A 23,365-nucleotide genomic window follows, 5' to 3' on the forward strand; every position below is an offset into this window, starting at 1 on the left:
TGTATAGAGACTCTGAATCAAGTTTGGAAGATCATCGGATTTATAAAATACATGAAATTCGTTTTTTTTTGATATTAAAATTAAACGCAATTACCTATTTTTGTGCTTTACTCTATTAGGATTTTAATACAATGGCAGACGAACAAGAAAAAAAACGAAATTTAGAGGACAATCAAGTAGAATCAATCGGTGATAAACTGTTTAATTTCCTACGAGAAATTTATGATTTAAGCGATGAGGTGGACAAAACGCGCACGCGCGAAGAGGTTTTATCAAATATCAGCTTTAAAGGACTATCGGCATATGTATTGGTAGCCTCGGTGATGATTGCCTCCATCGGGCTCAATAGCAACTCGGTGGCAGTAGTTATTGGAGCCATGCTTATTTCCCCGCTTATGGGTCCGATTATAGGGCTTGGCTATTCCGTTGCGGTAAACGATATTCAAACACTGAATAAATCTTTTGCCAACTTTGGTATCATGGTGGTGATCTCTATGCTCACTTCTTTTGTTTACTTTTCGGTGGCACCACTCACGACAATCAACCCGCAACTTTCTGGGCGTATTGAGCCCACATCGCTAGATGTGTTGATTGGTATTTTTGGTGGTTTGGCAGGGATCGCAGCTTTCAGTAGTAAGATTAAAAATTCCAATGTGATTGCGGGGGTTGCCATCGCTACGGCTTTGATGCCACCTTTGTGTACCGTGGGCTATGGTTTAGCCATGGGAAATGAGCTCATTGGCTATAAAGACTATACAGGTTTTATGGCTGCGCTAAACGCTTTTTATCTTTTTGTCATAAATTCGATTTTCATTGGAATTTCCACTTTTGTTTATATTAAATTCAACAAGTTTCCTTTGGTGCAATACCAAAATGCACAAAAAGCTAGAAAAACAAATTTAATTATTGTGAGTATCGCTATTTTAACGGTATTGCCAAGTGGATTTATCTTCTACGGAATCGTAAAAGAAGAGGTATATAAATCGCAGGTACAGAAGTTCTTAAACAACGAAGTAGCCGTGGCTTACGAAAACACATTCTTCAATATAAGCAATCCTGTGCTTACTAAAAAAGATACCGTAAACTATGTTACGATTTCTACCATTTCGGGTAAAATCCCGCAAGAAGTGATTAAAAATTGGAACATTATGTTGAAAAATAAATACCACCTGCCACATACTCAAATCGTGGTGCATCAAGGTAATTTTTCTAACGAAAATGCTTTCAATGATAAGGTGTACAATTCTATTTATTCTTCTATCCAAGAAGATATTAACAAAAAAGACAGCATCATCAATGCACAAAAAATGCAAATCAATCGCCTAAACAGCGACACGATCCCATTCCAGAGTATTGCCAAAGAGCTTAAAGCTATGTATCCTCAATTAGACTATTTTGGCTACGCAACCTTTAACTATACCAATTTTAAACGCCGTACTATCATGCCTACTTTTGTGATTTTGTGGAAAGATGATAAAAAACACAAAGAAGATGAACTTAGAATTGATAAATTCTTAAAATCTAGATTAAATCTAGATACCATTCAGTTCTTGCATAGATAGAATTTAGCCAAAATCTAAATTTTAAATCATTGATATTTTTTTAGTTTGTTAACAAAGTAGCACAATAATTGATAGACTCTAGATAATTCATACATTTAAAATACATAAAATGTCTAAAAATAAACGATCTAAACGACATCATTCTCAAGATAATAGTTTTAGAAAAACGGCTAAAAAAGTATTACAATACTATTTAAAATATCCAAACAAAACACTTAATCACAAGCAATTAGGTTCTGCATTGCAATACACCAATGCACAGGAAAAGCAACATTTGATCAAGGCACTTTCTCGCCTCGTGGCAAATGATAGCTTGATCGAAGTTTCTCCAGGAAAATTTAAACTGAATATGGAGAAAAATATGCTTGTGGGTACCATTGATTTCACCTCATCTGGAGCTGCTTATGTGATTGTAGAAGGGCTGGAAGATGATATTTATATCCCAAAAGGACAAACCAAAAACGCTCTACAAGGCGATTTGGTTCAGCTTATTTTGCACAAAACTTCTCGTGGCAAAAAGCCAGAAGGTAGCATTGCCAAAGTGATTCAGAGACATCGCATGCAATATGTGGGCGTGCTAGAAATCATAGGCGATAGAAAATATGGTTTTGTCATCGTAGAAGGCAAATCGATGCCAGTAGATATTTATGTGCCAAAGGAAAACTTAAACCATGCACAAAACGGCGACAAAGTTGTGTGTAATGTTGTGAGCTGGCCAGAAGATGCCGATTCGCCATTTGGCGAAATCACACGTGTGCTTGGAAAACCAGGTGTGCACGATGTGGAGATTCATTCCATTTTGGCAGAATATGGCTTGCCTGCCGCATTCCCTAAGGAAGTGGAAGACGAGGCACAAAACCTTGATACCGAAATTAAACTAGAAGAAATCGCCAAAAGACGCGACATGCGTGATGTGCCTACCTTTACCATCGACCCAAAAGATGCTAAAGATTTTGACGATGCACTTTCGTTCAGAATCCTTGAAAATGGAAATTACGAAGTGGGCGTGCACATTGCCGATGTTTCGTATTATGTAAAACCTGGCACTTTGCTCGATGAAGAGGCTTATAAACGAGGAACTTCTGTGTATTTGGTAGATCGCGTGGTGCCTATGTTGCCAGAGGTGTTGAGTAATTTCGCTTGTTCGCTAAGACCCAACGAAGATAAATATACATTTTCGGCTGTTTTTGAAATGGATAAAAACGCCAATATCATCAAAAGCTGGTTTGGGCGCACCGTTACGCATTCAGACAAGCGTTATGCGTATGAAGATGCACAAGCCATCATAGAAGGTGGAGAGGGCGAATTGAAGGAAGAAATTTTAATTCTAGATAAATTAGCCAAGATTTTAAGAAAAGAAAGGCTTAAAAACGGAGCGATTAGTTTTGACCGATTGGAGGTTAAATTTAATTTAGACGAAGACGGAAATCCACTTGGTGTTTATTTCAAAGAAAGCAAAGATGCCAATAAGCTCATCGAGGAATTTATGCTTTTAGCCAATCGAAAAGTATCTGAATTTGTGAGCTTAAAAAGAGGTAAACCTACGGATAGAACCTTTGTTTATCGTATCCACGATGATCCAGATCCGGAGAAATTAGCAAGTTTAAAACAATTTATTCATCAATTTGGGTATAAATTGGAGTTAGGAGACCGTAAAAAGACCACCGCATCTATCAACCAACTTTTGCACGATGTGAAAGGAAAAGGCGAAGAAAATATGATTGAAACGCTTGCAATGCGATCTATGTCCAAGGCGATTTACTCAACCGATAACATTGGACACTACGGACTGGCATTTGAATATTATTCGCATTTTACATCACCTATACGCCGTTATCCCGATGTTATGGCACATAGACTACTCCAACGCTACTTAGACGGTGGCAAATCGGCCGAAAAAGAGGTGTACGAGGAAAAATGCGAACACTGCAGTCAGCGCGAAAGATTGGCAGCCGATGCCGAGCGAGATAGCATTAAATACATGCAAGTTAAATTCATGGACAAACATGTGGGCGAAGAGTTCAGCGGAATCATTACAGGAGTTACCGAATGGGGAATTTATGTGGAACTGCCTGAATGCCGCGCCGAGGGCTTGGTAAGACTTCGTGACATTCACGATGATCACTATATATTCGACCAAAAGAATTATGCCATCGTAGGACAAACCACAGGAAATACCTACCAATTGGGCGACGAGGTAAATGTAAAACTTACTCGCGCCGATTTAGATAAAAAACAATTGGATTTGGAATTGTTGTAGGAATTTGATTTAAATTATTGATAACAAAAAAACCCCCACAATTTTTCAATTGTGGGGGTTTTATTTATCTAAAAAATTCTATTTTAAACGAATTTTTCTTTTTTATTGAGTTTTAAATCTCGCACATAAGATTTAATCTCTTGGCTATTTTCAATTGGCGAAATCAAAAGTGCTTGCGGCGTGTCTACCACTATATAATCTTCCAAGCTATCTACCACTACCAATTTCTCTTGCGAGGCAAAAATAATGTTGTTTTTAGCATGATAAGTAAAGACATTTTTGCTTGAAAAGGCATTGCCATCTTCGTCTTTTTCGGTGTTTTCATAAAGTGAAAGCCAAGTTCCTAAATCACTCCAGCCAAATTCCGAAGGAATCACATACACATTTTGCTCTTTTTCCATGATGGCAACATCCACAGATACCTGTTGCAAAGTAGGATACACTCGCTTAATTTCTTCTACTTCCTTATCCGTATTTAAAACATTTTCCACTGCTTTGAACGCTTGGAACATTTCTGGCATATGATTTTCAAACGAATTTAAAATATCTTTTGCACTCCAGATAAAAATTCCGCTATTCCACAAGAAATCACCTGATTGCAAAAATTGCTGTGCCAATTCTAAATTTGGTTTTTCGGTAAAAGTTTTTACTTTTTTCACTTCACCCTCATCTGCTGTATCAAACTGAATGTAGCCATAACCTGTGTCTGGGCGTGTAGGCTGAATGCCTAAAGTGTATAATCCATGATTTTTCGCTGAATTTTCAAGTGCAGTGAGTGCAATTTCTGTAAACTTTTGTTCGTTCAGAATCAGATGATCCGACGGACAAACTAAAATTTCTGCCTCAGGATTGCGTTTATAAATTTTATAAGCCGTATAAATAGCACACGGTGCAGTATTCATTCCCACAGGTTCTGCCACAATATTTTCTGGCAAAATCTTAGGCAATTGTTCTTGCACTAAATCGGTGTATTTTTGGTCGGTAATGACATAAATATTTTCGGGTAAACAGAATTTTAGCAATCGATCAAAAGTCTGCTGAATTAGAGTTTTTCCTGTCCCTAAAACATCGTGAAATTGCTTAGGATTACTCGTTGTACTCATTGGCCAAAAGCGAGATCCTACTCCTCCTGCCATAATTACGCAATAGATATTCTTTTTATCTAATGTTTCCATACTAAATTTTTTTATATTCTTTTATAGGTGCCAATTCATGAATTAAATATGACTTTCCCGTGGAAATTTCCTTGCAAAGATACTTAATTCTTTTGAGTTCACCTTTTTCAAAAATCCTATTGTTTAAAGCAAAAATAGTACCTTTTGGCAAATCCTTTAAAAATAAAGTATCTTCTTTTCTTCTTGGCTAAAATAAGCTACAAATGGAGAAAATGCGTAAAAATTAGCTTTTGGATTTTGGATATATTCAGAAGTACAGGATATCCATCAAGCCATCGTTCTACATATGCCAATGATGCTTCTGGAATAAAGTTTTTTAGACCTTGTACGGGCATTTTTTAATTGAATTAATAAAAGAAAAAATAAACCGAATTCAATATTTTTTAAATTCGGTTTTAGCTATATTTTTTAACCTTCTTGTTTTTGTAAAACCTCGCGCACGCGTTTCATCAAATCGGAACTGTACACAAAATCGGAAACATCTTTATTCTTGGTAAAAAGTATTTCCTTGTTGGTGCCTTCCCAGGCTTTTAGTCCATCTTTTAGAAAAAGTATTTTTTCGCCAATTTCCATCACGGAATTCATATCATGTGAGTTGATAACCGTGGTGATTTCAAATTCTCTGGTAATTTTTTGGATTAATTGGTCGATTACAATCGCTGTTTGCGGGTCAAGCCCAGAGTTTGGCTCATCACAGAAAAGATATTTTGGTCTATTTACCACGGCGCGAGCTATGGCGACACGCTTCTGCATACCACCCGAAATCTCAGATGGCATTTTCTTGAAAGCGTCTTCTTCTATATTCACTTTTTCAAGAATCATATGCACACGCTCGTTCATCTCATCTATGCTGAGGTTGGTGTACATTTCCAGCGGAAAACGCACATTTTCCTCCACTGTCATAAAATCGAACAAGGCACTGTACTGAAAAACAGTTCCCACTCGCTTTCTACGCTCGTGTCTTTCTTTGGATGTAATATTTTTGGTGGAAATATCTTCGTAAATGATTTCTCCAGCAGATGGCTCAAATAAGCCTAAAAGACATTTAAAAAATACCGTTTTACCTGCACCACTGGCACCGATGATAAGACTGGTTTTTCCTTTCTCAAAGGTGGTAGAAATTCCTTTCAATACCTCTTTATCCCCAAAACTTTTTTTAAGGTCTTTAACTTCAATCATAATAAAACGTTTGTAAGGATTAAATTAGTAACAATCAGTACAATACATGTCCACACTACAGCCTTAGTGCTGGAACGCCCTACCTCGAGCGAACCGCCTTTTACATTATAGCCATAAAATGCTGGAATAGTTGCAATAATGAATGCAAAAACTTCCATTTTTATGAAACTATAGGTAAAAAACCAATTATCAAAACTCATTTGTAGCCCCTCTACAAAGTCTACGGTAGACCACATGCCCGATAAATCTCCAATGAGATAACCTCCAAATAAACACATACTTATGGAAATCATCAATAAAATTGGGTAGAATAAAAGTGAGGCTATGATTTTGGGCAAAATTAGAAACGAAGCGGAATTAATTCCCATTACTTCCAGTGCATCAATTTGTTCGGTGGCACGCATGGTACCGATACTCGAAGCGATGTAAGAACCTACTTTTCCTGCCAAAATAATACATATAATCGTGGATGAAAATTCCAAAACTACCACCACTTTGGTCGCATAGCCTACATAGCTATCTGGGATAGGCATGGCTGCACTTTTAAAGTTTTGGTACAACTGAATCGCTAAAACCGCTCCCATAAAAATAGAAAGCACCGCAACCAATCCCACCGAATTTACTCCCAAATCGTATAATTCTCTTACGATTAATTTACGATAAACCTTTGTTTTTTTCGGTTTTTTAATCACCTCAAACAAAAGTTGGAAATATTTACCAATATTGGTGAGATATGTTTTTAATATTCTAAGCATAATTGGTAGCAAAATTATTTTATTTGCCACAATTTACAAAATAAAAAAAGAGCAAGCTGAATACTTGCTCTGTAAATTTATCTAATTAAAATGAGGTAGAAGATTTATTTTCGGTTTTAATAGGATCTATTTTGAAATCTGCGCGACGCCAAATTTCTGGAATCCAAACTCCTTTTTCGTTTTTATACTCTTGCAGAATCATATTATCATCCATTTTTTTATATCTCAGCTGAGAATTTGTATTAACAAATTTTGGATTATTATGATCGATAATATGCTCGTTAAAATGCGTATCATCTATCAGTTCATATGTTCCATATTGCAAAATAATCGGAACCTGAATATCAGAATTTCTAGGTGCTACAATCATAAAGGTATAATAAGTCCCATCTGGATTAATTACCTTGTAGTTGCCAGAAGATTTAAGTTTTTTCTCTCCATTAGCCGTTTGAATTATATAACGCTGTTGCCAAAAACCTACCAAATCTTTGCTAATCGGGATATGCTTAGATGCTTCTTGAGCATTTAACATTATTCCAAACACTGCTACAAAAACAAAAAATATTTTTTTCATCATTAAATTATTTAAAATTCTTTCATAAAGCTATCTTTTTTAGGCATCGTAATTCTCTTCCAAATTTCTGGTACCCATCTATCATTATTTTGTGCCTTAAATGATTGTAACAAAGTATTTTCATCTTGCATTTTATATCTTAAAATACTACCAGATTTATCAAATTTAGGTGAAATATGAGAAATCATTTTCTCGGTAAAAGTACTATCACTCGTAATTTTATAAGTTCCATAACCTGTTAAGGTTGTTTTATTTTTCCCAATAAAAACCAATGAAAATGTACCATCAGGCGTTATGATTTTATAATTTCCTGTTTTTATATAATTTCCATTTGATATAGGATAAACATGTTGCCATATTCCCACCAAATTTTTGCTTTCTGCTATGTGCTGTTGTGCAAAAGATAAACTTGCTAAACTTAAAAATGCACAAATTCCTATTTTTTTAAACCACTGATTCATATGTATAAATAAAAATTTTATCAAATTTAAATTTTTTATTTTACAGTATTATTATGATTTTATTCATATTAAATTAAGATTTAATCTATTCTTAAAACTAAATCTTACTTTTAATTAATCAAAAAACTTTAAAAAATTGATTTTTTTAATACTCATATTTATCGCCCCAGCGGTTTTTGAGTGCTTGGCGGTCTATATTTTCGCGCTTATTGTTGCCAGGTTCATAGAGTTTAGTTCCGCTTAAATCTTCTGGCAAATATTCTTGCGGCACAAAATTTCCATCGTAGGAATGTGCGTATTTATAATCTTTGCCATAGTCCAATTCTTTCATCAGCTTAGTAGGTGCGTTTCTCAAATGCAAAGGAACTGGCAAATCGCCTGTTTCCTCAACCAATGCCAATGCTTGATTGATCGCATGATAAGTAGAATTACTCTTAGGCGAATTGGCCAAATATACTGCACATTGCGACAAAATAATACGCGCTTCGGGGTAGCCAATCGTTGTCACAGCTTGAAAAGCATTATTGGCAAGCATCAGGGCATTTGGATTGGCATTGCCTATATCCTCGGAAGCTAAAATAAGTAATCGGCGTGCAATGAATTTTAAATCTTCGCCCCCAGCAATCATGCGAGCAAGCCAGTACACTGCTGCATTGGGATCCGATCCACGAATGGATTTAATAAATGCCGAAATTATATCATAATGCTGTTCGCCCGTCTTGTCATAACGAGCCATATTCTGGTGAATGCATTTTTGCACCAAATCGTTGGTAATCACAATTTCAGCATCATTTGCCACGCTGTTTATTACCAATTCCAGCCCATTGAGCACTTTTCTAGCATCGCCTCCTGAGTATCGCAATAGAGCATCGGTTTCTTTAAGGCTAATATTTTTAGTTTTAAGCAAAGCATCATGCTGAATGGCGTTTTGCATCAATTCTTCCAAATCTTTCCGATCTAGAGCCTTTAAAGTATATACTTGGCAACGGGAGAGCAAGGCAGGCACCACTTCAAAGCTTGGATTCTCGGTTGTGGCACCAATGAGCGTGATATAGCCCTTTTCCACCGCACCCAGAAGCGAATCCTGCTGAGATTTATTAAATCTATGCACCTCATCTATAAACAAAATCGGATTTTTCTCGCTGGAGAAAAGCGTTTTCTTTTTAGCTTGTTCTATCACTTCGCGCACCTCTTTCACGCCAGCGTTTATAGCACTCAGCGTGTAAAATTCCCTGCCTGATAATTCAGCCAAAAGTTGCGCGAGCGTAGTCTTTCCCGTACCAGGTGGTCCCCACAAAATCATAGAAGCCAGCAAACCATTGTCCAGCATTACTTTGATGGGCGCATTATCGCCTACCAAATGCTTCTGGTTCACATATTGCTCAAGTGTTTTAGGACGCATGCGTTCGGCAAGGGGCGTATTCATTGTGGAAAGTGTTATTAATTAAACGATGTAAAATTGCACATTTTTACGGAATTTTACCGCATAATTTGCATCGAAGATTTTAGGGCAAGGGCGAAACAGCAATTAGGGAAAGAAGAAATAGTTTTTCACAATTTTCATTTAATACTATATAATATATTCTCTCTTTAAAATTTTTTAAAAAAGAATTACTTTTATTATTATGCCTGTGGAAATGTGGAAAACTTTGGTGAAAGAATTTGGCTAAAATCTATTTTATACAAGTTTTTAAATGGCTAAAAGTTTGTTTTTTAAACCGTTTAATCAGTTTTCAACAAATTAACAAACAAAGTGATTTTTGGATTTAAAAAATGAAAATTGCCATGCCGAAGTATTGAAATAGAGTTGATAATTTTACAATAGAAAATGAAAAATAAATTTGGAAATTATTCCTTAGCTTTGCTATTGTAATTTATTCTAAGAAATGCAAGGGAAATCTTTCATTTCTTGTTCACTTTAATTAAAAAATAATCAACAATGCGATAGTTTTTAAAAAGCACTGAACATGAATAATTTACATTAAATTTACGATTTACTAATGTTGAAAACTATAAAAATTATGAAAATTGCCATCGGATCAGACCACGCAGGTTACCCATTAAAAGAGAAAATTAAAGAACATCTAGCTTCAAAAGGAATTGAAATTCAAGATTTTGGAGCTTTTTCAACAGAGTCTGTAGACTATCCAGACTTTGCGCATCCCACGGCTACGGCTGTTGAAAACCACGATGCCGATTTAGGTATTCTACTTTGTGGCAGTGGAAACGGCATTGCGATGACGGCGAATAAGCACCAAGGAATCCGTGCAGCCATTTGCTGGAATACAGAATTGGCAGAATTGGCACGCCAACACAATAATGCCAATATTTTGGTATTGCCAGCACGCTTTATTTCAGAAGAATTAGGCTTAGAAATCGTTGATGCCTATTTAAATGCTAGTTTTGAAGGTGGACGCCATGAGCGACGCGTAGAAAAAATCGCTTGCAGCTGTTGATAACTCTATTAATTAAAGTATAAAATGATTCCGAAATGCGTTTTGGAATCATTTTTTATAGCTTAAAATCAATATTTTATGTCTAAAATCTTTCATTTTAAACAATTTGCGGTGGAACAAGAAGGTGCTGCAGCCAAAATCGGTACCGATGCGGTGTTGCTAGGTGCATGGTGTCCTGTGTTGCCAAGTTTTCAACATTGTTTGGATATCGGAACGGGCACGGGCGTCATTGCCTTGATGCTTGCTCAGCGTGGAGCCCAAGCGGTAGACGCCATAGAGCTGGATTCCGAGGCGTATAAAACGGCAAAATACAATTTTGAACAATCTCCTTGGGCAGAGCGATTAAATGTTTATAATGGTGATTTTTTAGATTTTTCGTGGGATAAAAAATATGATTTGGTGGTGAGCAATCCGCCATTTTATCAAGATTCTTTCCCGATAGATGATCATGGCAGAGCGAGAGCACGCAGCGAGGCGTTTTTGCCTTTTCCACAATTGATTGAAAAAGTAGCTTCTCTCCTATCTCCCAAGGGTGTTTTTGCTGTGATTATTCCGTATGAATATGAAACGCAGTTTTTAGAAGAATCGGCTAAAAATGGAATCTTTCCGCAAGAGATTTTGCGTGTGCGTGGCAATGCACAATCCAAAATCAAGCGTTCGTGTTTGGCATTGACTTCTCATCCTGAAAATTTAACCCAAAAAAAAATTTTCATCGAAAAAGCTCGACATGTTTATAACGAAGATTATATTTCGATCGTGAAAGATTTTTATTTAAAAATGTGATTTCGGTAGATTTTTTAAAATATTGAAATCTTTAATCAGAAAAAATCCCTTAAATTATGATTTTTAGCTTTGGCTAAATTCTATTTAATGTAAAAAGCCGTTTCGCAATCGTGAAACGGCTTATTTTTTAATGATTAAAAGAAAAAATGCTTAAAAATCGATTTTCTTCAATTATTTTAATTCTCGGTATGTTCAGCTATTAAAAAATGATTTAATGCTTTTAAACTTAAAATATGAGAGTTAAAAATTTAATTATTTTAAATTTAATTGCTAAAAATATTAAGAATGTAGGAATTTCTCAATATCTCTGTTTTTCCCGTACACCACGATGATGTCTCCCATGTGGAGCACTGTGTTGTTTTGTGCCACGCCATACACTTCTTTGTTCATTCTATGTCCACCAAGTGGCGAGTTGATTTCTCGTTCCTTGGCAGTGGTTAGAGCTACGAGGTTGTAATTATTTCGGAAATCGACTTCGGCAATGGTTTTTCCGTCGTATTTTTTAGGCACACGCACCTCGGTGATACTGTATTCTCGGTTAAGTTCAAAAGTTTCTTCGAGGTGTTTGTTGCTTAATTTTTTAGACCATTTACGCGCAGATTCTTTTTCTGGGCGAATGATGGTTTCTACTCCAATGGCGTGTAATACAGTTTCGTGCACGCTGGAGATGGCACGCCCTATGATTTTTTTGGCACCCAATGTTTTAAGGTTGGCAGCACACATGATACTGGCACCGTGCTCCTCCCCGATGGCTACTACAATCATGTCGGTATCCTTGATAGGAAGCCCGCCCAGTGTGTGCAAATCGGTGGCATCCATACAAATGGTGTGGGTGATTTTGTCTTTATAAAAATCTACTTTTTCCATGCGATTGTCGATGGCGATTACCTCGTGCCCCATATTGGTGAGATATTGCGCGAGCGATGCGCCAAATCCTCCGAGTCCGATCACTATGTATTTCATATAAAGATGTTTTTTTAGTATTAAATAAATTAAATATTAGTTGATTAAAATATCCTCGGTTGGGTATTTATAACCTTTGTATTTTTCTTTTTTAAGTAATGCAATCAAGATGGAAAGCATACTCACACGCCCGATGAACATTACGCAAATTATCACTACTTTTGAAACGCTTGAAAGTGAATCTGTTATTCCTAAGCTTAATCCTACGGTGCTGTAAGCCGAGAAACATTCAAATGCGATGGATAGTAAGCCCTTGTCGTGCTCTACACTTTCTATAATGGCAATGGCTACGCCGATTACGAATAGGGATAGCACAATGGTTGCAAATGCTCTTTTAATTGAGGTTTGAGAGATTTCTCTACGGAAAGCTTCTACTCTATCTTTACCTTTAGCTAGACTCATAAAATTAAGGATTGAAACGGCAAAAGTGCTGGTTTTGATACCACCTCCTGTGGATCCTGGCGAAGCTCCTACCCACATGAGCAAGAAATAAACCATTAAGGTAGGGAAAGATAAATTTGCCATATCTACCGTGTTGAATCCCGCAGTACGCGGTGTTACGGAACCAAAGATGGATTCAACGATTTTTCCTTTTAAATCATAATTGCTTAAAGTGTAATCGTACTCAAAGATAAAGAATGATATAAAACCTAGAAAGAATAATGCAAATGTGGTAGTAAGCGTAATTCTGGCATTGATGCTGATGAGCCAAGGTTTATACTGAATTCTATCTCTTCGTAAAATTTTGCGGTATAAATTTGAGATTTTGTAGACAAAATATTTATAAACATTGTACACAATTGGGAAACCTAAACCTCCAAATGTGATGAGCAATGCTATAATTAAATGCAAATCATAATCATGTTGCACACTCGCTGAATAAAGCCCATCTGGCAGGGTAGAAAATCCTGCATTGCAGAACGCCGAAATGGAATGGAACATGGAAAAGAAAATTGCATTTTCGTCCAAATCATTAAAACTTGTAGCAAAATAAATAAGGATTGCACCTATAAATTCAATGATTAAAGTAATGAGAACGATTCGTCTTAAGGTAGAAAATACATCGCTCAGGTTGTCGCTATTGGTAAATTCACTGAGTGTAAGGTGATTGCTATATGAGCTAGAACCTCTAAAAAAGTATGAGAAATAACTCGCAAAAGTCATGATTCCTAAACCCCCAATTTGGATTAAAACTAGTATAATTCCTTGCCCAAAATGTGTAAGCCCTGAGCTTATATCCATCACGCTTAGCCCCGTAACACACACGGCACTGGTAGACATAAAAAGTGCATCGAGATAGCTAAGTTCTACATTACTGGCTTGTGGCAACATCAATAAAAATGAACCAAAAAGAATGATAATCAATAAACTAAATAAGAATAGCCTTGCAGGGTTGATTACATTTTTACCATAATTGATGTGCATTGCCGAAACTTCCCGCACAAAGACAAAGAATATGGCAAATGCCCACATGGATTTATGGATCACCATGGAGCGATATAGGACATAGAAAAAGAAAATAACGCTCAGTAAATCAAAAATCTTAACCGTGAGAAAATACTTCTTATCTGTATAAGTATGCTTTAAAATAATTGAAAAAGCACCAAAAAATACAGCCAGTTTATAAATATAATCTGCCCAGTGGTAATACTCATGGCTATGCTTAAAACCTAAATCATATATAAAAATAAGAACCGAGAGTACACTTAAATAAAAAGTGAGTTTGTATATATACTTTTTGCTCTTATTAAAAAACTCGTTAATGATTTTTATGAATTTCATTCCTTGCTTTGATACTGAATATTATTCTTGGCAAAAGTACAATATTTAAATTGAATGCCATGATATTATATACTTTGAAATTTTATTTAATAGCTAAATAAAGATACGAGTAATTATTGTTTATAATTATTTAATTTAAGATTTTTTTTAGAAAATGGTAAAAATACTAATTTTGCACCATGTTTTAAGAATAAAAACCATTTAAATAACTAGAAATCATGAGAAATGAATTGGAGCCAAATGTTGCAAAAAAATCCAAATTTGGCAGTTTGTATTTCAAGTATCGCAAATTTATTTTAAAACTTAGTCCGCAACGCCATCTCATTTTTGGATTTGCATTATACACCTTTATAGGATGGATGTTGCTCTCTATACCCTATTTGCACAGGCAGCCCACGAGCATGCTCGATAATTTGTTCACCACCACATCTGCCATTTCCACAACGGGATTGGTTACTGTGAGCTTGTCTGATACTTATAATGCCATAGGATTAACGGTGATTGCACTTTTGGTACAAATCGGAGGTATCGGGTACATGACGATGGGATCCTTTTTAGTAATGTCCCGAAAAAATAAAATGAGTAATCACCAAGTGAGGATACTCACCACGGAATTTTCGTTGCCAGAAGGTTTAGAAATTAAGGATTTTATCCGTTCCATTATTGTGTTTACACTTGTTGCCGAAACCTTAGGAGCCATTGCATTGTACTTTATTTTTGTAGATGCCAATGTGCCGCCGAGTTTTGCCATTTGGAGTAGTATATTTCACTCCATTTCGGCATTTTGTACCGCAGGAGTAGGATTATACAACGATAGTTTAGAAAGCTTTGCTAGCAATATTCCTTTAAATATTGTAATTTCTGTTTTGTCATTGCTAGGTTCGCTAGGTTTTATTGTAGTAACCGATATTTGGAGCAGATTTAGCGGAAAAACAAATAAAATCAGTTTTACGACCAAAGTAATTGTTTTAATCCTAAGCATTTTGCTCATTGCGGGGACTCTAATGTTTTATTTCAAAGAGCCAGCGACAAGATTTAACAACGAAAATCGATTTATCACCTCATTTTTCCAATCCATGTCTGCTTTAACCACGGCAGGATTTAATACTATACCTATCTCAAATTTATCCTTGCCTTTATTGCTATTTACTATCTTTTTGATGTATATCGGAGCATCTCCATCGGGTACTGCGGGTGGATTGAAGACTACGACGCTCACCGCTATCATTGCCATTATGTGGAGCCGATTGCGTGGAGATAAGCGTGTAACATTTATGGGAAAATTAATCCCGATAGATAGATTATATGCAGCTACCACAGCTTTTATTTTCTATACCGCGATGATATTTTTTGTCACCTTTTTATTGTCCTTTACAGAGAAATTCTCTTTTTCGGCAATTTTATTTGAAGCGGCATCTGCTTTAGGCACCGTGGGGCTAAGTACTGGTATCACGGGAGATTTATCTTCTTGGGGTAAATTATTGATAATTATTACTATGTTCATAGGTCGTTTAGGTGTGATTACCTTTGGAATTTCGATTTTAGCACGCAAAAAACAACTTACGATTTACAATGAAACAGAAGATTTAGCGGTATAAAATACACTTACTTATTAAATACTTTTAATTATTAAAATCTACTTTCCTTGAAGGTAGATTTTTTTATGAACGAATTTTAGCAATTTTCGGCGAAAAAATAATAACTAAATCTTTGTTTTTTAACAATTTATTCCTTTATATTTACATAAAAATTAAAAGTTATGATTCAATTTTTTTCCGAAACAGAAGATTTTACTTTAGAAGATTCACAAGTTTTTGCAGATTGGCTAAATGCTTGTGCCGAGAGACATGGTTATGAGATAGAAGATATCAATTATATATTTTGTGATGATGAGTATCTTTTAGCAATTAACCAAAAACATTTAGACCACGATTATTATACAGATATTATCACCTTTGATTATGGAGATGAGGAGGTATTGTCTGGTGATATTTTTATAAGTATAGATCGTGTTTCAGACAATGCTTTTGAATATTCTTCAGATTTTGAAGCCGAACTAGGGCGTGTTATGATACACGGACTTCTGCACATGATGGGTTATAAGGATAAAACTGAGGAAGAGGAACAAGAAATGAGAAATAAAGAAGATGAATGTTTACAATTAATTTTTAATGATTCTGACGAAGAAGAGTAATTAAACGAATGAGAAAAAATTATGTTTTAGCACTATTTTGTGCTTTGTTGAGTTTGGTAAATGCGCAGGAAAATAGACCCAAAATTGGTTTGGTTTTAAGCGGAGGAGGTGCCAAGGGATATGCCCATGTGGGAGTATTGGAGGAATTGGAAAAAGCACAGATCCCGATAGACTACATCGGTGGAACAAGTATGGGTGCCATTGTAGGAGGTTTGTATGCCTCGGGGTATTCGGCAAGCGATTTAAAGAAAATTTTAAAAGAAATCGATTTTGAAAAGATTATCTATGATGAGCAAAATCGTGAAGATGCTCCTTTCTTTCAAAAGCAGTATGAAGAAAAATATTTGATTTCGCTTACCTTCAATCATTTTAAATTATCGTTGCCAAAATCTATTTCCAAAGGGCATGGAACATTAAATACCTTGGTCAAATACTTGCAACATACGCATGATAACAACGATTTTTCACAACTCAATATTCCGTTTTTGTGTATAGCTACCAATCTCGAAACAGGTAAGCAGAAAGTATTTAAAGAAGGCTTTTTGCCCCAAGTAGTATTTGCATCAGGTGCCTACCCTACTCTTTTTGCTCCTGTGAAAATAGATTCTGCTTTTTATATAGATGGCGGTGTGGTGAATAATTATCCCGTGCAGGAGGTAAAAGATATGGGAGCCGACATCATCATCGGGGTAGATTTAGGCGAAGGATTAATGAAAGAAAAAGACATCAAAAATGTCGCAAATATTTTAGAACAAATCGTTTCTTATGGTATAGAATCTAAAACCGAAGAGCAAAGAAAAAAAGTAGACATTGCTATAAAACCAAATATTGTAGGTTTTTCTGTCATGGATTTTGAGGCAAAAGACACATTGATTTCTATCGGTAAAAAAGCTGTTTTGGATATAAAACCTCAAATTGATAGCCTTTCTAAAATCGTAGGAAAACACAAAAGAGAAACCAATATTTCTTTGATAGACGATATCTATCTGGTAGATGATGTGAATATTTCTGGACTTAAGAGTTATACCAAAAACTATGTTTTGGGTAAAATGGGAATAAAGTTTCCACAAGCTGTGAAATATGACATGATTCTAAAAGGGATCAACGCATTGTACTCCACAGGAAACTTCAAAGAAATAAACAATAGACTGGAAAAAGATGAAAAAGGTAATAACATTCTCTATCTAGACATTGTAGAAAATACCGATAATCTTTATGTAAAAGCAGGTTTGCATTACGATGAATTATTTAAATCTTCTCTGCTTTTAAATTTTACGGCAAAAAATATCATAAGTATTAATACCACCCTTTCTGTAGATTTGGTTGTGGGAGATAAACCCAGATATTATGTAAATTATTTTGTAGACAATGGTATCAAACCAAGCTTTGGGCTAAACAGTGCATTTCAGCAATTTTCTGTATTAAACCGATTAAAGCAAGTAGGAGTGCCTAACTTAAATTATGATGTAAAAACATTCAAAAATCAATTTTACATACAATCCACTTTAAAGGAACGCTATGCCGTGGGATTAGGTTTTGAACACCAATATCTGAAGATAGAAACTCAAAACTTATCTGATGATGATTCCAACAAAAGCTTGGTGAATAATCATTATTATACACCCTACTCTTTCGTGAAAATAGACAATAGAGATCATAAATATTATCCTACCAAGGGAATGATGTTCGATGGCGAAATCCACTACATCGTGGCATCTTCTGAAAAGGATTTTGACCCAACACTTTATTTAAAATCCAATGTTCAATTAAATTTTCCTTTGGGAGATCACTTTGCTATTCAAACAGGCGGTAGGTTCAATACCTATTTTTCGTCTACCAATATTCCAAACGGATTAAACTTTAATATAGGCGGATTGCAACAGCAATTAATATTAAACTCATCTCCTTTTTATGGTTTAAATTACGGTTCTCTCGTAACAGGAAGTATGTTTGAATTAAGAGGAGGAGTGCAATACAAGTTTTTAAAGAAAAATTATTTATCAATCAATGCTAATATACTTTCCATTGCAGATAAATTAAAAGATTTAAACTTTGTAGACTATAAATACCAAGGTTATGGAGTTACTTACAGTTACGATAGTCCCTTTGGTCCACTTTCAGGCACTTTAAGTTATTCTCCACAATATGGCAAAGTGATACCATATGTATCATTAGGTTATTGGTTTTAATAGATTAAAAAGCATTTAAAAATAGAAATAAAATATTCATTTTATACCTATCTTTGCAAAATATTCCACGCGGTAATATATCAATGTTCCACGTGGAACATTTTTTTAAAATACTATTGAATTATGATTTTTACTCAAGCATACGATGTTATAGTTGTAGGTGGTGGGCATGCTGGTTGCGAGGCAGCAGCTGCTGCAGCCAATATGGGATGTAAAACGCTACTTGTAACCATGAATTTGCAAAACATAGGGCAAATGTCTTGTAATCCTGCCATGGGCGGGATAGCCAAAGGGCAAATCGTTCGAGAGATAGATGCGCTCGGTGGATATTCTGGAATTGTTACCGATTACACAATGATTCAGCACAAGATGCTGAACATGTCCAAAGGTCCTGCGATGTGGTCGCCAAGAGCACAATCCGATCGCATGCGTTTTGCAGAAAAATGGAGATTGATGCTTGAGCAAACAGAAAATCTAGACTTTTATCAAGAAATGGTGAAAGGACTTTTGTTTGACGAAAATCAAAAAATCTGTGGTGTAGTTACAAATATTGGTGTAGAGATTAAAGCTAAATCTGTAATCTTGACCAATGGTACTTTTTTAAATGGTTTAATCCATGTTGGGACAAAACAATTCGGTGGAGGAAGAATGGGAGAGGGTGCTGCACGCGGCATCACAGAACAATTAGCCGAATTAGGTTTTGAAACAGGAAGAATGAAAACAGGAACACCCCCTCGCGTGGATGCAAGAAGTTTAGATTATTCTAAAATGATTGAGCAACCTGGTGACGAAAATCCACAAAAATTCTCTTTTACCGAAACCCCTAAATTAGAAAAACAGCGTTCCTGCTATATGACTTATACCAATCCTGAGGTGCATGAAATTTTGCGTTCAGGATTCGATCGTTCGCCTATGTTCAATGGAACGATAGAAAGTGTAGGTCCTAGATATTGCCCGTCGATTGAAGATAAAATTAATCGTTTTTCTCACCGCGATAGACATCAAATTTTTGTGGAACCCGAAGGCTGGGAAACCATCGAAGTTTATGTCAATGGATTTTCAACCTCCTTGCCAGAAGAAGTGCAAGCCGAAGCTTTGCGTAAAATTCCAGGATTTGAAAACGCAAAAATCTTTAGACCAGGTTATGCAATAGAGTACGACTACTTCCCTCCTACTCAATTAAAACATACACTCGAAACTAAATTAATAGAGAATTTATATTTTGCAGGACAAATCAACGGAACCACAGGGTATGAAGAAGCAGCTTGTCAAGGTTTAATGGCGGGAATCAATGCGGCACTCAAAGTACAAGGGAGAGAGCCTTTTGTTTTGAAAAGAAACGAAGCCTATATAGGAGTTTTAATAGATGATTTAATTACCAAAGGAACCGAGGAGCCATATCGCATGTTTACCTCTCGTGCCGAATTTAGAATTTTGCTTAGACAAGATAATGCTGATGAAAGATTAACGCCACTTGGTTATGATTTAGGTTTAGCCTCTCAAGCACGCCTTGATCGCATGCACCAAAAATATGAGCGTACTGCACAATTGATTAAATTTATACAGAATACTTCTGTGTTGCCAGAAGAAATCAACCCGATTTTAGATAAAAAAGGCGGAAATCCAATTTCTCAAAGTATGAAAATGGACGGAATTGTGAAACGCCCCGAAATCAGTTTAGATGATTTAAAAGATTTAAAAGCCTTTCAACAATATTTTCAAGAAAATGAATTTGATCAAGAAGCTTGGCAACAAACTGAAATTCAAATCAAGTACGAAGGATATATCAAAAAAGAAGAAGAAAATGCCATGAAGTTAAATCGACTAGAATATGTGAAAATTCCAGAAGATTTCGATTTTATGCAAATTCAAAGCATCTCGATGGAAGGTCGCCAAAAATTGCAAAAAATAAAACCAGCAACCATTGCACAAGCTTCGAGAATCAGTGGAGTATCTCCTTCGGACATTAGTATTTTATTAATTCATTTAGGTCGATAAAAAATAAAATGTTTCACGTGGAACAATTAAAAAATAATCAAGTAAAGGATTTTTTGGTAACGGGAGAAAAATTTTCGCTCGTGATAGATGACGAAGTGCCTGGGATGTTGCGCACCATGCCCCGCCCCTTCTCTACCGAGCTAGATAAATATTATGATAGCAAAGAATATATTTCGCATACCGATGGTGAAAATTCTTTTTTTGAAATTCTCTATCAGCGTGTCAAAAAATATAATCTTGCTTATAAGAAAAATATTGTTTTCTCGACCCAAAAGCCCAAAACAGCACTTGATTATGGCTGTGGAACAGGCGATTTTGTAGAATTATTATTAAATAATGGAGTGCAAGCATTTGGTTATGAGCCAAATAGCAATGCTGTGAGACTTGCAAAACCCAAAATAGGCGATAATTTACTAATAGAATCGGAGGTTTTTACCAAAAAATACGATGTTATCACCCTTTGGCATGTATTAGAGCACATTCCCAATTATGATTTAATACTTTCAGAATTATTAAAATGTTTAAACCCTGGCGGGAGAATCATTTTAGCTTTGCCCAATCATAAATCGTATGATGCATATTTTTACAAAAACTATTGGGCGGCTTATGATGCACCAAGACATTTGTGGCACTTCTCCCCTACTTCAATTAAATATTTAGCCAAAAAATTTGGCATGATTATAGAACAAGTAAAGCCAATGTATTTTGACGCTTTCTATGTAAGTCTACTTTCAGAGAAATATAAGCAAAATACATTTGGGATTTTGAGAGCACCATTGGTAGCCATGTATTCAAATTTTAAAGCCATGTTTACCAAGCAGTACTCCTCCCTAATCTATGTGATGAAGAAGAAATAAATTTTAAAATTAAAATAGAAATGAAAAAAGTATTACTCTTAATGCTATCTGTTGCATTCTTTGCTTCTTGTTCTCCAACACAAAACGCAGCAAAGCAATCAGCCAAAGATTTTAGAGGAGATTGGACACTTACATCTGTTACGCCTCGTGAGGCAGGCATACAAATCACCAGTTTGTTTAATCAAGCACCACAAAGCTGTTTTGTTGGGAGCTCTTGGCATTTAGTAGCAAATAATAATTCGGGAAATTATATTTTCAATAATGTTTCTTGTTCAAGCGAGCCAAATAAAATCAATTGGCACATGACTAATGAAAATGGCGTAAACTATTTCTGGTTTAAAAGAATAGCTGCAGGAGAGAAAGCTAAAAATGTGCTTACAGGCTATAAATTAAAAGTAGAAAACATTTCAGATTACCAAGCACATCTATCTCAAGAAGTGCCAGTAGGAAATCAAAAAACAATAATCGATTATTACTTTACAAAAACTAGTAAATAAACTTATAAAAATGAAAAAATTAAAATTAAGAGTATTACCTATACTCGTTGTTGTAGGATTATTATTGACAGGATGTGAAGCTGTACAAAACACAAACAACTCCCAGAGAGGTGCAGCCATAGGTGCAGCAGCTGGAGCTGGTTTAGGAGCTCTTATCGGTAAAAACAACAGAGCCCTCGGAGCCATTGTAGGTGGTGTTGTAGGTGGTTCTGCTGGAGCTATCATTGGTAAAAAAATGGATAAGCAAGCACAAGAAATCGGGCAAGCTTTGCCAGGTGCCGAAGTAAAGAGATCTGAGGAAGGTATTCAAGTAATTCTTGACGAAAATTCTGAAGTGAGATTTGAATATAACAAATCATCTTTAACTCCAGAAGCTAAACAAAACTTGGCTAAAGTGATTAAAGTTTTCAAAGAATATCCAGATACAAACATCATGGTAGTAGGTTATACAGACAATGTAGGTTCTCAATCATACAACCAGCCATTGTCTCAAAAAAGAGCTCAATCTGTTGCTGATTTCTTGATAAGCAACGGAATTGCAAAAAATCGTTTGACAGTAGTGGGTATGGGTAAAGAAGATCCAAGATATTCAAACGATACGCCACAAGGCAGAGCTGGAAACCGCCGTGTTGAATTTGCAATTACAGCAAACGAAAAAATGAAAGCTGAAGCTAAAGCTGAGGCTGGTGAATAGATTAATCATTAGTTTTATAAAAAATGCGCATCTCACGTGAGATGCGCATTTTTGTTTTAATCAAAAAATATTGAATTTAAGCATTTTTTCTTATCCATTAATCGCTTCTACATGTTCCACAACATTTGGGAGCATTTCTTTAAGCATTGCTTCGATTCCGTTTTTGAGTGTAATCGTAGAGCTTGGACAGCCGCTGCATGCACCTTGCAAAAGCATTTTGGCAGTTTTGGTAGATTCGTCAAACGAAATAAGGGCAATGTTTCCTCCATCATTTGCCACTGCGGGCTGAATATATTGGTCTAAAACGCGCTGAATTTCTTTTTCGGTACCAGAATATACCTTCTGTTCCAAATGCTCTTCCCATTCGTTTTTAGGTGCTGTATAATCGCTCTTCACTATGGTTTTGCCGCTTTGTAGATAATTCAACAAAAATTCACGGATTTCTAAAGCCTTAATTTGCCAATCTACTTTATGATCTGCCGTAACCGAAAGAAAATTTTCTTGTAAAAAGACTTCTTTCACAAAATCAAAATTTTCATACAATTCCACTGCAACGGGCACTTGGGCAGCCTCTTCCCTACTCTTCACTTCCACGATTTGCGGTGTGATTTCTTGATTGGCTACAAACTTCATCACATTAGGATTTGGCGTCATTTCGGCATAAAGCGTGTAGGGAACTTTTTTAGCTTTTTCTATAATGATGGTAGAATTTTCAAGATGATCGTTGATTAATTCTTTTAATTCCTGTGCGATATCTTCCCAATCGATTTCCTCCATTTTTTGAATCGCCACAAAATTAGCGGTGATAAATACCCTTCTCACAAAAGGAAAAAGAAAAAGTTGTTTTGCCATAGGCGAGTTCAAAATAGTGTCTTCTGCTGTGTATTCGTAGCTACCAGAAGTCAGAATTTTGTCGCAAACAAACTTCATGATATTTTTTTGTGGGGTTTGTTCTATATATACTCTCATGCTTTTTTTATTAAAAA

The 23,365-nt window shown here is 35.7% G+C and carries 21 protein-coding genes; 12 read left to right on the top strand and 9 right to left on the bottom strand.

Annotated elements, in window-relative coordinates:
* The first annotated feature begins 131 nt into the window (after positions 1-131).
* A complete protein-coding gene (locus ORNRH_RS04560) occupies positions 132-1,562 on the top strand; it encodes a DUF389 domain-containing protein (protein WP_014790733.1) in 1,431 nt (476 codons plus the stop codon).
* Positions 1,563-1,671: 109 nt separating this feature from the next.
* Entirely contained in the window at positions 1,672-3,822 is a 2,151-nt protein-coding gene (gene rnr / locus ORNRH_RS04565) for a ribonuclease R (RefSeq protein WP_014790734.1), read from the top strand.
* 83 nt (positions 3,823-3,905) lie between these two features.
* Here rnr and ORNRH_RS04570 read toward each other — a convergent pair whose 3' ends face one another.
* Complete coding sequence (locus ORNRH_RS04570; RefSeq protein WP_014790735.1) at positions 3,906-4,997, bottom strand: mannose-1-phosphate guanylyltransferase; 1,092 nt, start codon at positions 4,995-4,997, stop codon at positions 3,906-3,908.
* 144 nt (positions 4,998-5,141) lie between these two features.
* Between ORNRH_RS04570 and ORNRH_RS12105 the strand changes: the two genes are divergently transcribed.
* Positions 5,142-5,339 carry a hypothetical protein gene (locus tag ORNRH_RS12105; RefSeq protein WP_155814497.1) on the top strand — a complete coding sequence of 66 codons (198 nt, stop codon included), beginning with the start codon at positions 5,142-5,144 and terminating at the stop codon, positions 5,337-5,339.
* Between the two features lie 66 nt (positions 5,340-5,405).
* Here the strand turns inward: ORNRH_RS12105 and ORNRH_RS04575 are convergent, their stop codons facing one another.
* From ORNRH_RS04575 to ORNRH_RS04595, 5 genes are all read right to left on the bottom strand, one after another.
* Positions 5,406-6,176, bottom strand: coding sequence for an ABC transporter ATP-binding protein (locus ORNRH_RS04575; protein ID WP_014790736.1), 771 nt, complete (start codon positions 6,174-6,176; stop codon positions 5,406-5,408).
* Positions 6,173-6,931, bottom strand: a complete 759-nt coding sequence (locus ORNRH_RS04580; RefSeq protein WP_014790737.1) for an MlaE family ABC transporter permease — start codon at positions 6,929-6,931, stop codon at positions 6,173-6,175. The genes ORNRH_RS04575 and ORNRH_RS04580 overlap by 4 nt, the downstream gene beginning before the upstream one ends.
* Before the next feature lie 85 nt (positions 6,932-7,016).
* Complete coding sequence (locus tag ORNRH_RS04585) at positions 7,017-7,505, bottom strand: DUF4488 domain-containing protein (protein ID WP_036601326.1); 489 nt, start codon at positions 7,503-7,505, stop codon at positions 7,017-7,019.
* A gap of 11 nt (positions 7,506-7,516) precedes the next feature.
* Complete coding sequence (locus ORNRH_RS04590; RefSeq protein WP_014790739.1) at positions 7,517-7,966, bottom strand: DUF4488 domain-containing protein; 450 nt, start codon at positions 7,964-7,966, stop codon at positions 7,517-7,519.
* 145 nt (positions 7,967-8,111) lie between these two features.
* A complete protein-coding gene (locus ORNRH_RS04595; RefSeq protein ID WP_014790740.1) occupies positions 8,112-9,392 on the bottom strand; it encodes a replication-associated recombination protein A in 1,281 nt (426 codons plus the stop codon).
* Positions 9,393-9,987: 595 nt separating this feature from the next.
* Between ORNRH_RS04595 and rpiB the strand changes: the two genes are divergently transcribed.
* Positions 9,988-10,422 carry a ribose 5-phosphate isomerase B gene (gene rpiB, locus ORNRH_RS04600; protein ID WP_036601520.1) on the top strand — a complete coding sequence of 145 codons (435 nt, stop codon included), beginning with the start codon at positions 9,988-9,990 and terminating at the stop codon, positions 10,420-10,422.
* Positions 10,423-10,500: 78 nt separating this feature from the next.
* Positions 10,501-11,205: a tRNA1(Val) (adenine(37)-N6)-methyltransferase gene (locus ORNRH_RS04605; RefSeq protein ID WP_014790742.1), complete on the top strand. Its 705-nt coding sequence runs from the start codon at positions 10,501-10,503 to the stop codon at positions 11,203-11,205.
* 279 nt (positions 11,206-11,484) lie between these two features.
* Here the strand turns inward: ORNRH_RS04605 and ORNRH_RS04610 are convergent, their stop codons facing one another.
* Together ORNRH_RS04610 and ORNRH_RS04615 are read right to left on the bottom strand one after the other, a co-directional pair.
* Entirely contained in the window at positions 11,485-12,168 is a 684-nt protein-coding gene (locus tag ORNRH_RS04610) for a potassium channel family protein (RefSeq protein WP_014790743.1), read from the bottom strand.
* A 36-nt stretch (positions 12,169-12,204) separates the two neighbouring features.
* Positions 12,205-13,950, bottom strand: coding sequence for a TrkH family potassium uptake protein (locus ORNRH_RS04615; protein WP_014790744.1), 1,746 nt, complete (start codon positions 13,948-13,950; stop codon positions 12,205-12,207).
* A gap of 218 nt (positions 13,951-14,168) precedes the next feature.
* Here ORNRH_RS04615 and ORNRH_RS04620 point away from each other — a divergent pair, with 218 nt between their 5' ends.
* The 7 genes from ORNRH_RS04620 (at position 14,169) to ORNRH_RS04655 (ending at position 22,379) form a co-directional block, all read left to right on the top strand.
* A complete protein-coding gene (locus ORNRH_RS04620; RefSeq protein ID WP_014790745.1) occupies positions 14,169-15,548 on the top strand; it encodes a TrkH family potassium uptake protein in 1,380 nt (459 codons plus the stop codon).
* 161 nt (positions 15,549-15,709) lie between these two features.
* The gene (gene ybeY / locus ORNRH_RS04625; RefSeq protein WP_014790746.1) at positions 15,710-16,144 is read left to right on the top strand and encodes an rRNA maturation RNase YbeY; all 435 of its coding nucleotides are present in this window, start codon (positions 15,710-15,712) and stop codon (positions 16,142-16,144) included.
* Between the two features lie 8 nt (positions 16,145-16,152).
* On the top strand, positions 16,153-18,333 hold the full coding sequence (locus tag ORNRH_RS04630; protein WP_014790747.1) for a patatin-like phospholipase family protein: 2,181 nt from the start codon (positions 16,153-16,155) through the stop codon (positions 18,331-18,333).
* 123 nt (positions 18,334-18,456) lie between these two features.
* A complete protein-coding gene (mnmG, locus tag ORNRH_RS04635; protein WP_014790748.1) occupies positions 18,457-20,331 on the top strand; it encodes a tRNA uridine-5-carboxymethylaminomethyl(34) synthesis enzyme MnmG in 1,875 nt (624 codons plus the stop codon).
* Positions 20,332-20,348: 17 nt separating this feature from the next.
* Positions 20,349-21,188, top strand: a complete 840-nt coding sequence (locus ORNRH_RS04640) for a class I SAM-dependent methyltransferase (RefSeq protein WP_243925414.1) — start codon at positions 20,349-20,351, stop codon at positions 21,186-21,188.
* 20 nt (positions 21,189-21,208) lie between these two features.
* Positions 21,209-21,685, top strand: a complete 477-nt coding sequence (locus ORNRH_RS11560; protein ID WP_014790750.1) for a hypothetical protein — start codon at positions 21,209-21,211, stop codon at positions 21,683-21,685.
* 10 nt (positions 21,686-21,695) lie between these two features.
* Positions 21,696-22,379 carry an OmpA family protein gene (locus ORNRH_RS04655; protein ID WP_014790751.1) on the top strand — a complete coding sequence of 228 codons (684 nt, stop codon included), beginning with the start codon at positions 21,696-21,698 and terminating at the stop codon, positions 22,377-22,379.
* 90 nt (positions 22,380-22,469) lie between these two features.
* Here the strand turns inward: ORNRH_RS04655 and ORNRH_RS04660 are convergent, their stop codons facing one another.
* On the bottom strand, positions 22,470-23,348 hold the full coding sequence (locus ORNRH_RS04660) for a NifU family protein (protein WP_014790752.1): 879 nt from the start codon (positions 23,346-23,348) through the stop codon (positions 22,470-22,472).
* Between the last annotated feature and the right edge of the window lie 17 nt (positions 23,349-23,365).

Source organism: Ornithobacterium rhinotracheale DSM 15997, from assembly GCF_000265465.1.
Lineage (GTDB): Bacteria > Bacteroidota > Bacteroidia > Flavobacteriales > Weeksellaceae > Ornithobacterium > Ornithobacterium rhinotracheale.

Coding starts and splice junctions, on each gene's coding strand:
- ORNRH_RS04620 (WP_014790745.1), top strand. CDS start 14,169: ATGAGAAATGAATTGGAGCCAAATGTTGCAAAAAAATCCAAATTTGGC.
- ORNRH_RS04575 (WP_014790736.1), bottom strand. CDS start 6,176: ATGATTGAAGTTAAAGACCTTAAAAAAAGTTTTGGGGATAAAGAGGTA.
- ORNRH_RS04590 (WP_014790739.1), bottom strand. CDS start 7,966: ATGAATCAGTGGTTTAAAAAAATAGGAATTTGTGCATTTTTAAGTTTA.
- ORNRH_RS04605 (WP_014790742.1), top strand. CDS start 10,501: ATGTCTAAAATCTTTCATTTTAAACAATTTGCGGTGGAACAAGAAGGT.
- ORNRH_RS04615 (WP_014790744.1), bottom strand. CDS start 13,950: ATGAAATTCATAAAAATCATTAACGAGTTTTTTAATAAGAGCAAAAAG.
- ORNRH_RS04560 (WP_014790733.1), top strand. CDS start 132: ATGGCAGACGAACAAGAAAAAAAACGAAATTTAGAGGACAATCAAGTA.
- ORNRH_RS04660 (WP_014790752.1), bottom strand. CDS start 23,348: ATGAGAGTATATATAGAACAAACCCCACAAAAAAATATCATGAAGTTT.
- ORNRH_RS04595 (WP_014790740.1), bottom strand. CDS start 9,392: ATGAATACGCCCCTTGCCGAACGCATGCGTCCTAAAACACTTGAGCAA.
- rnr (WP_014790734.1), top strand. CDS start 1,672: ATGTCTAAAAATAAACGATCTAAACGACATCATTCTCAAGATAATAGT.
- ORNRH_RS04585 (WP_036601326.1), bottom strand. CDS start 7,505: ATGAAAAAAATATTTTTTGTTTTTGTAGCAGTGTTTGGAATAATGTTA.
- ORNRH_RS04570 (WP_014790735.1), bottom strand. CDS start 4,997: ATGGAAACATTAGATAAAAAGAATATCTATTGCGTAATTATGGCAGGA.
- ORNRH_RS11560 (WP_014790750.1), top strand. CDS start 21,209: ATGAAAAAAGTATTACTCTTAATGCTATCTGTTGCATTCTTTGCTTCT.
- ORNRH_RS04610 (WP_014790743.1), bottom strand. CDS start 12,168: ATGAAATACATAGTGATCGGACTCGGAGGATTTGGCGCATCGCTCGCG.
- ybeY (WP_014790746.1), top strand. CDS start 15,710: ATGATTCAATTTTTTTCCGAAACAGAAGATTTTACTTTAGAAGATTCA.
- rpiB (WP_036601520.1), top strand. CDS start 9,988: ATGAAAATTGCCATCGGATCAGACCACGCAGGTTACCCATTAAAAGAG.
- mnmG (WP_014790748.1), top strand. CDS start 18,457: ATGATTTTTACTCAAGCATACGATGTTATAGTTGTAGGTGGTGGGCAT.
- ORNRH_RS04580 (WP_014790737.1), bottom strand. CDS start 6,931: ATGCTTAGAATATTAAAAACATATCTCACCAATATTGGTAAATATTTC.
- ORNRH_RS04655 (WP_014790751.1), top strand. CDS start 21,696: ATGAAAAAATTAAAATTAAGAGTATTACCTATACTCGTTGTTGTAGGA.
- ORNRH_RS04630 (WP_014790747.1), top strand. CDS start 16,153: ATGAGAAAAAATTATGTTTTAGCACTATTTTGTGCTTTGTTGAGTTTG.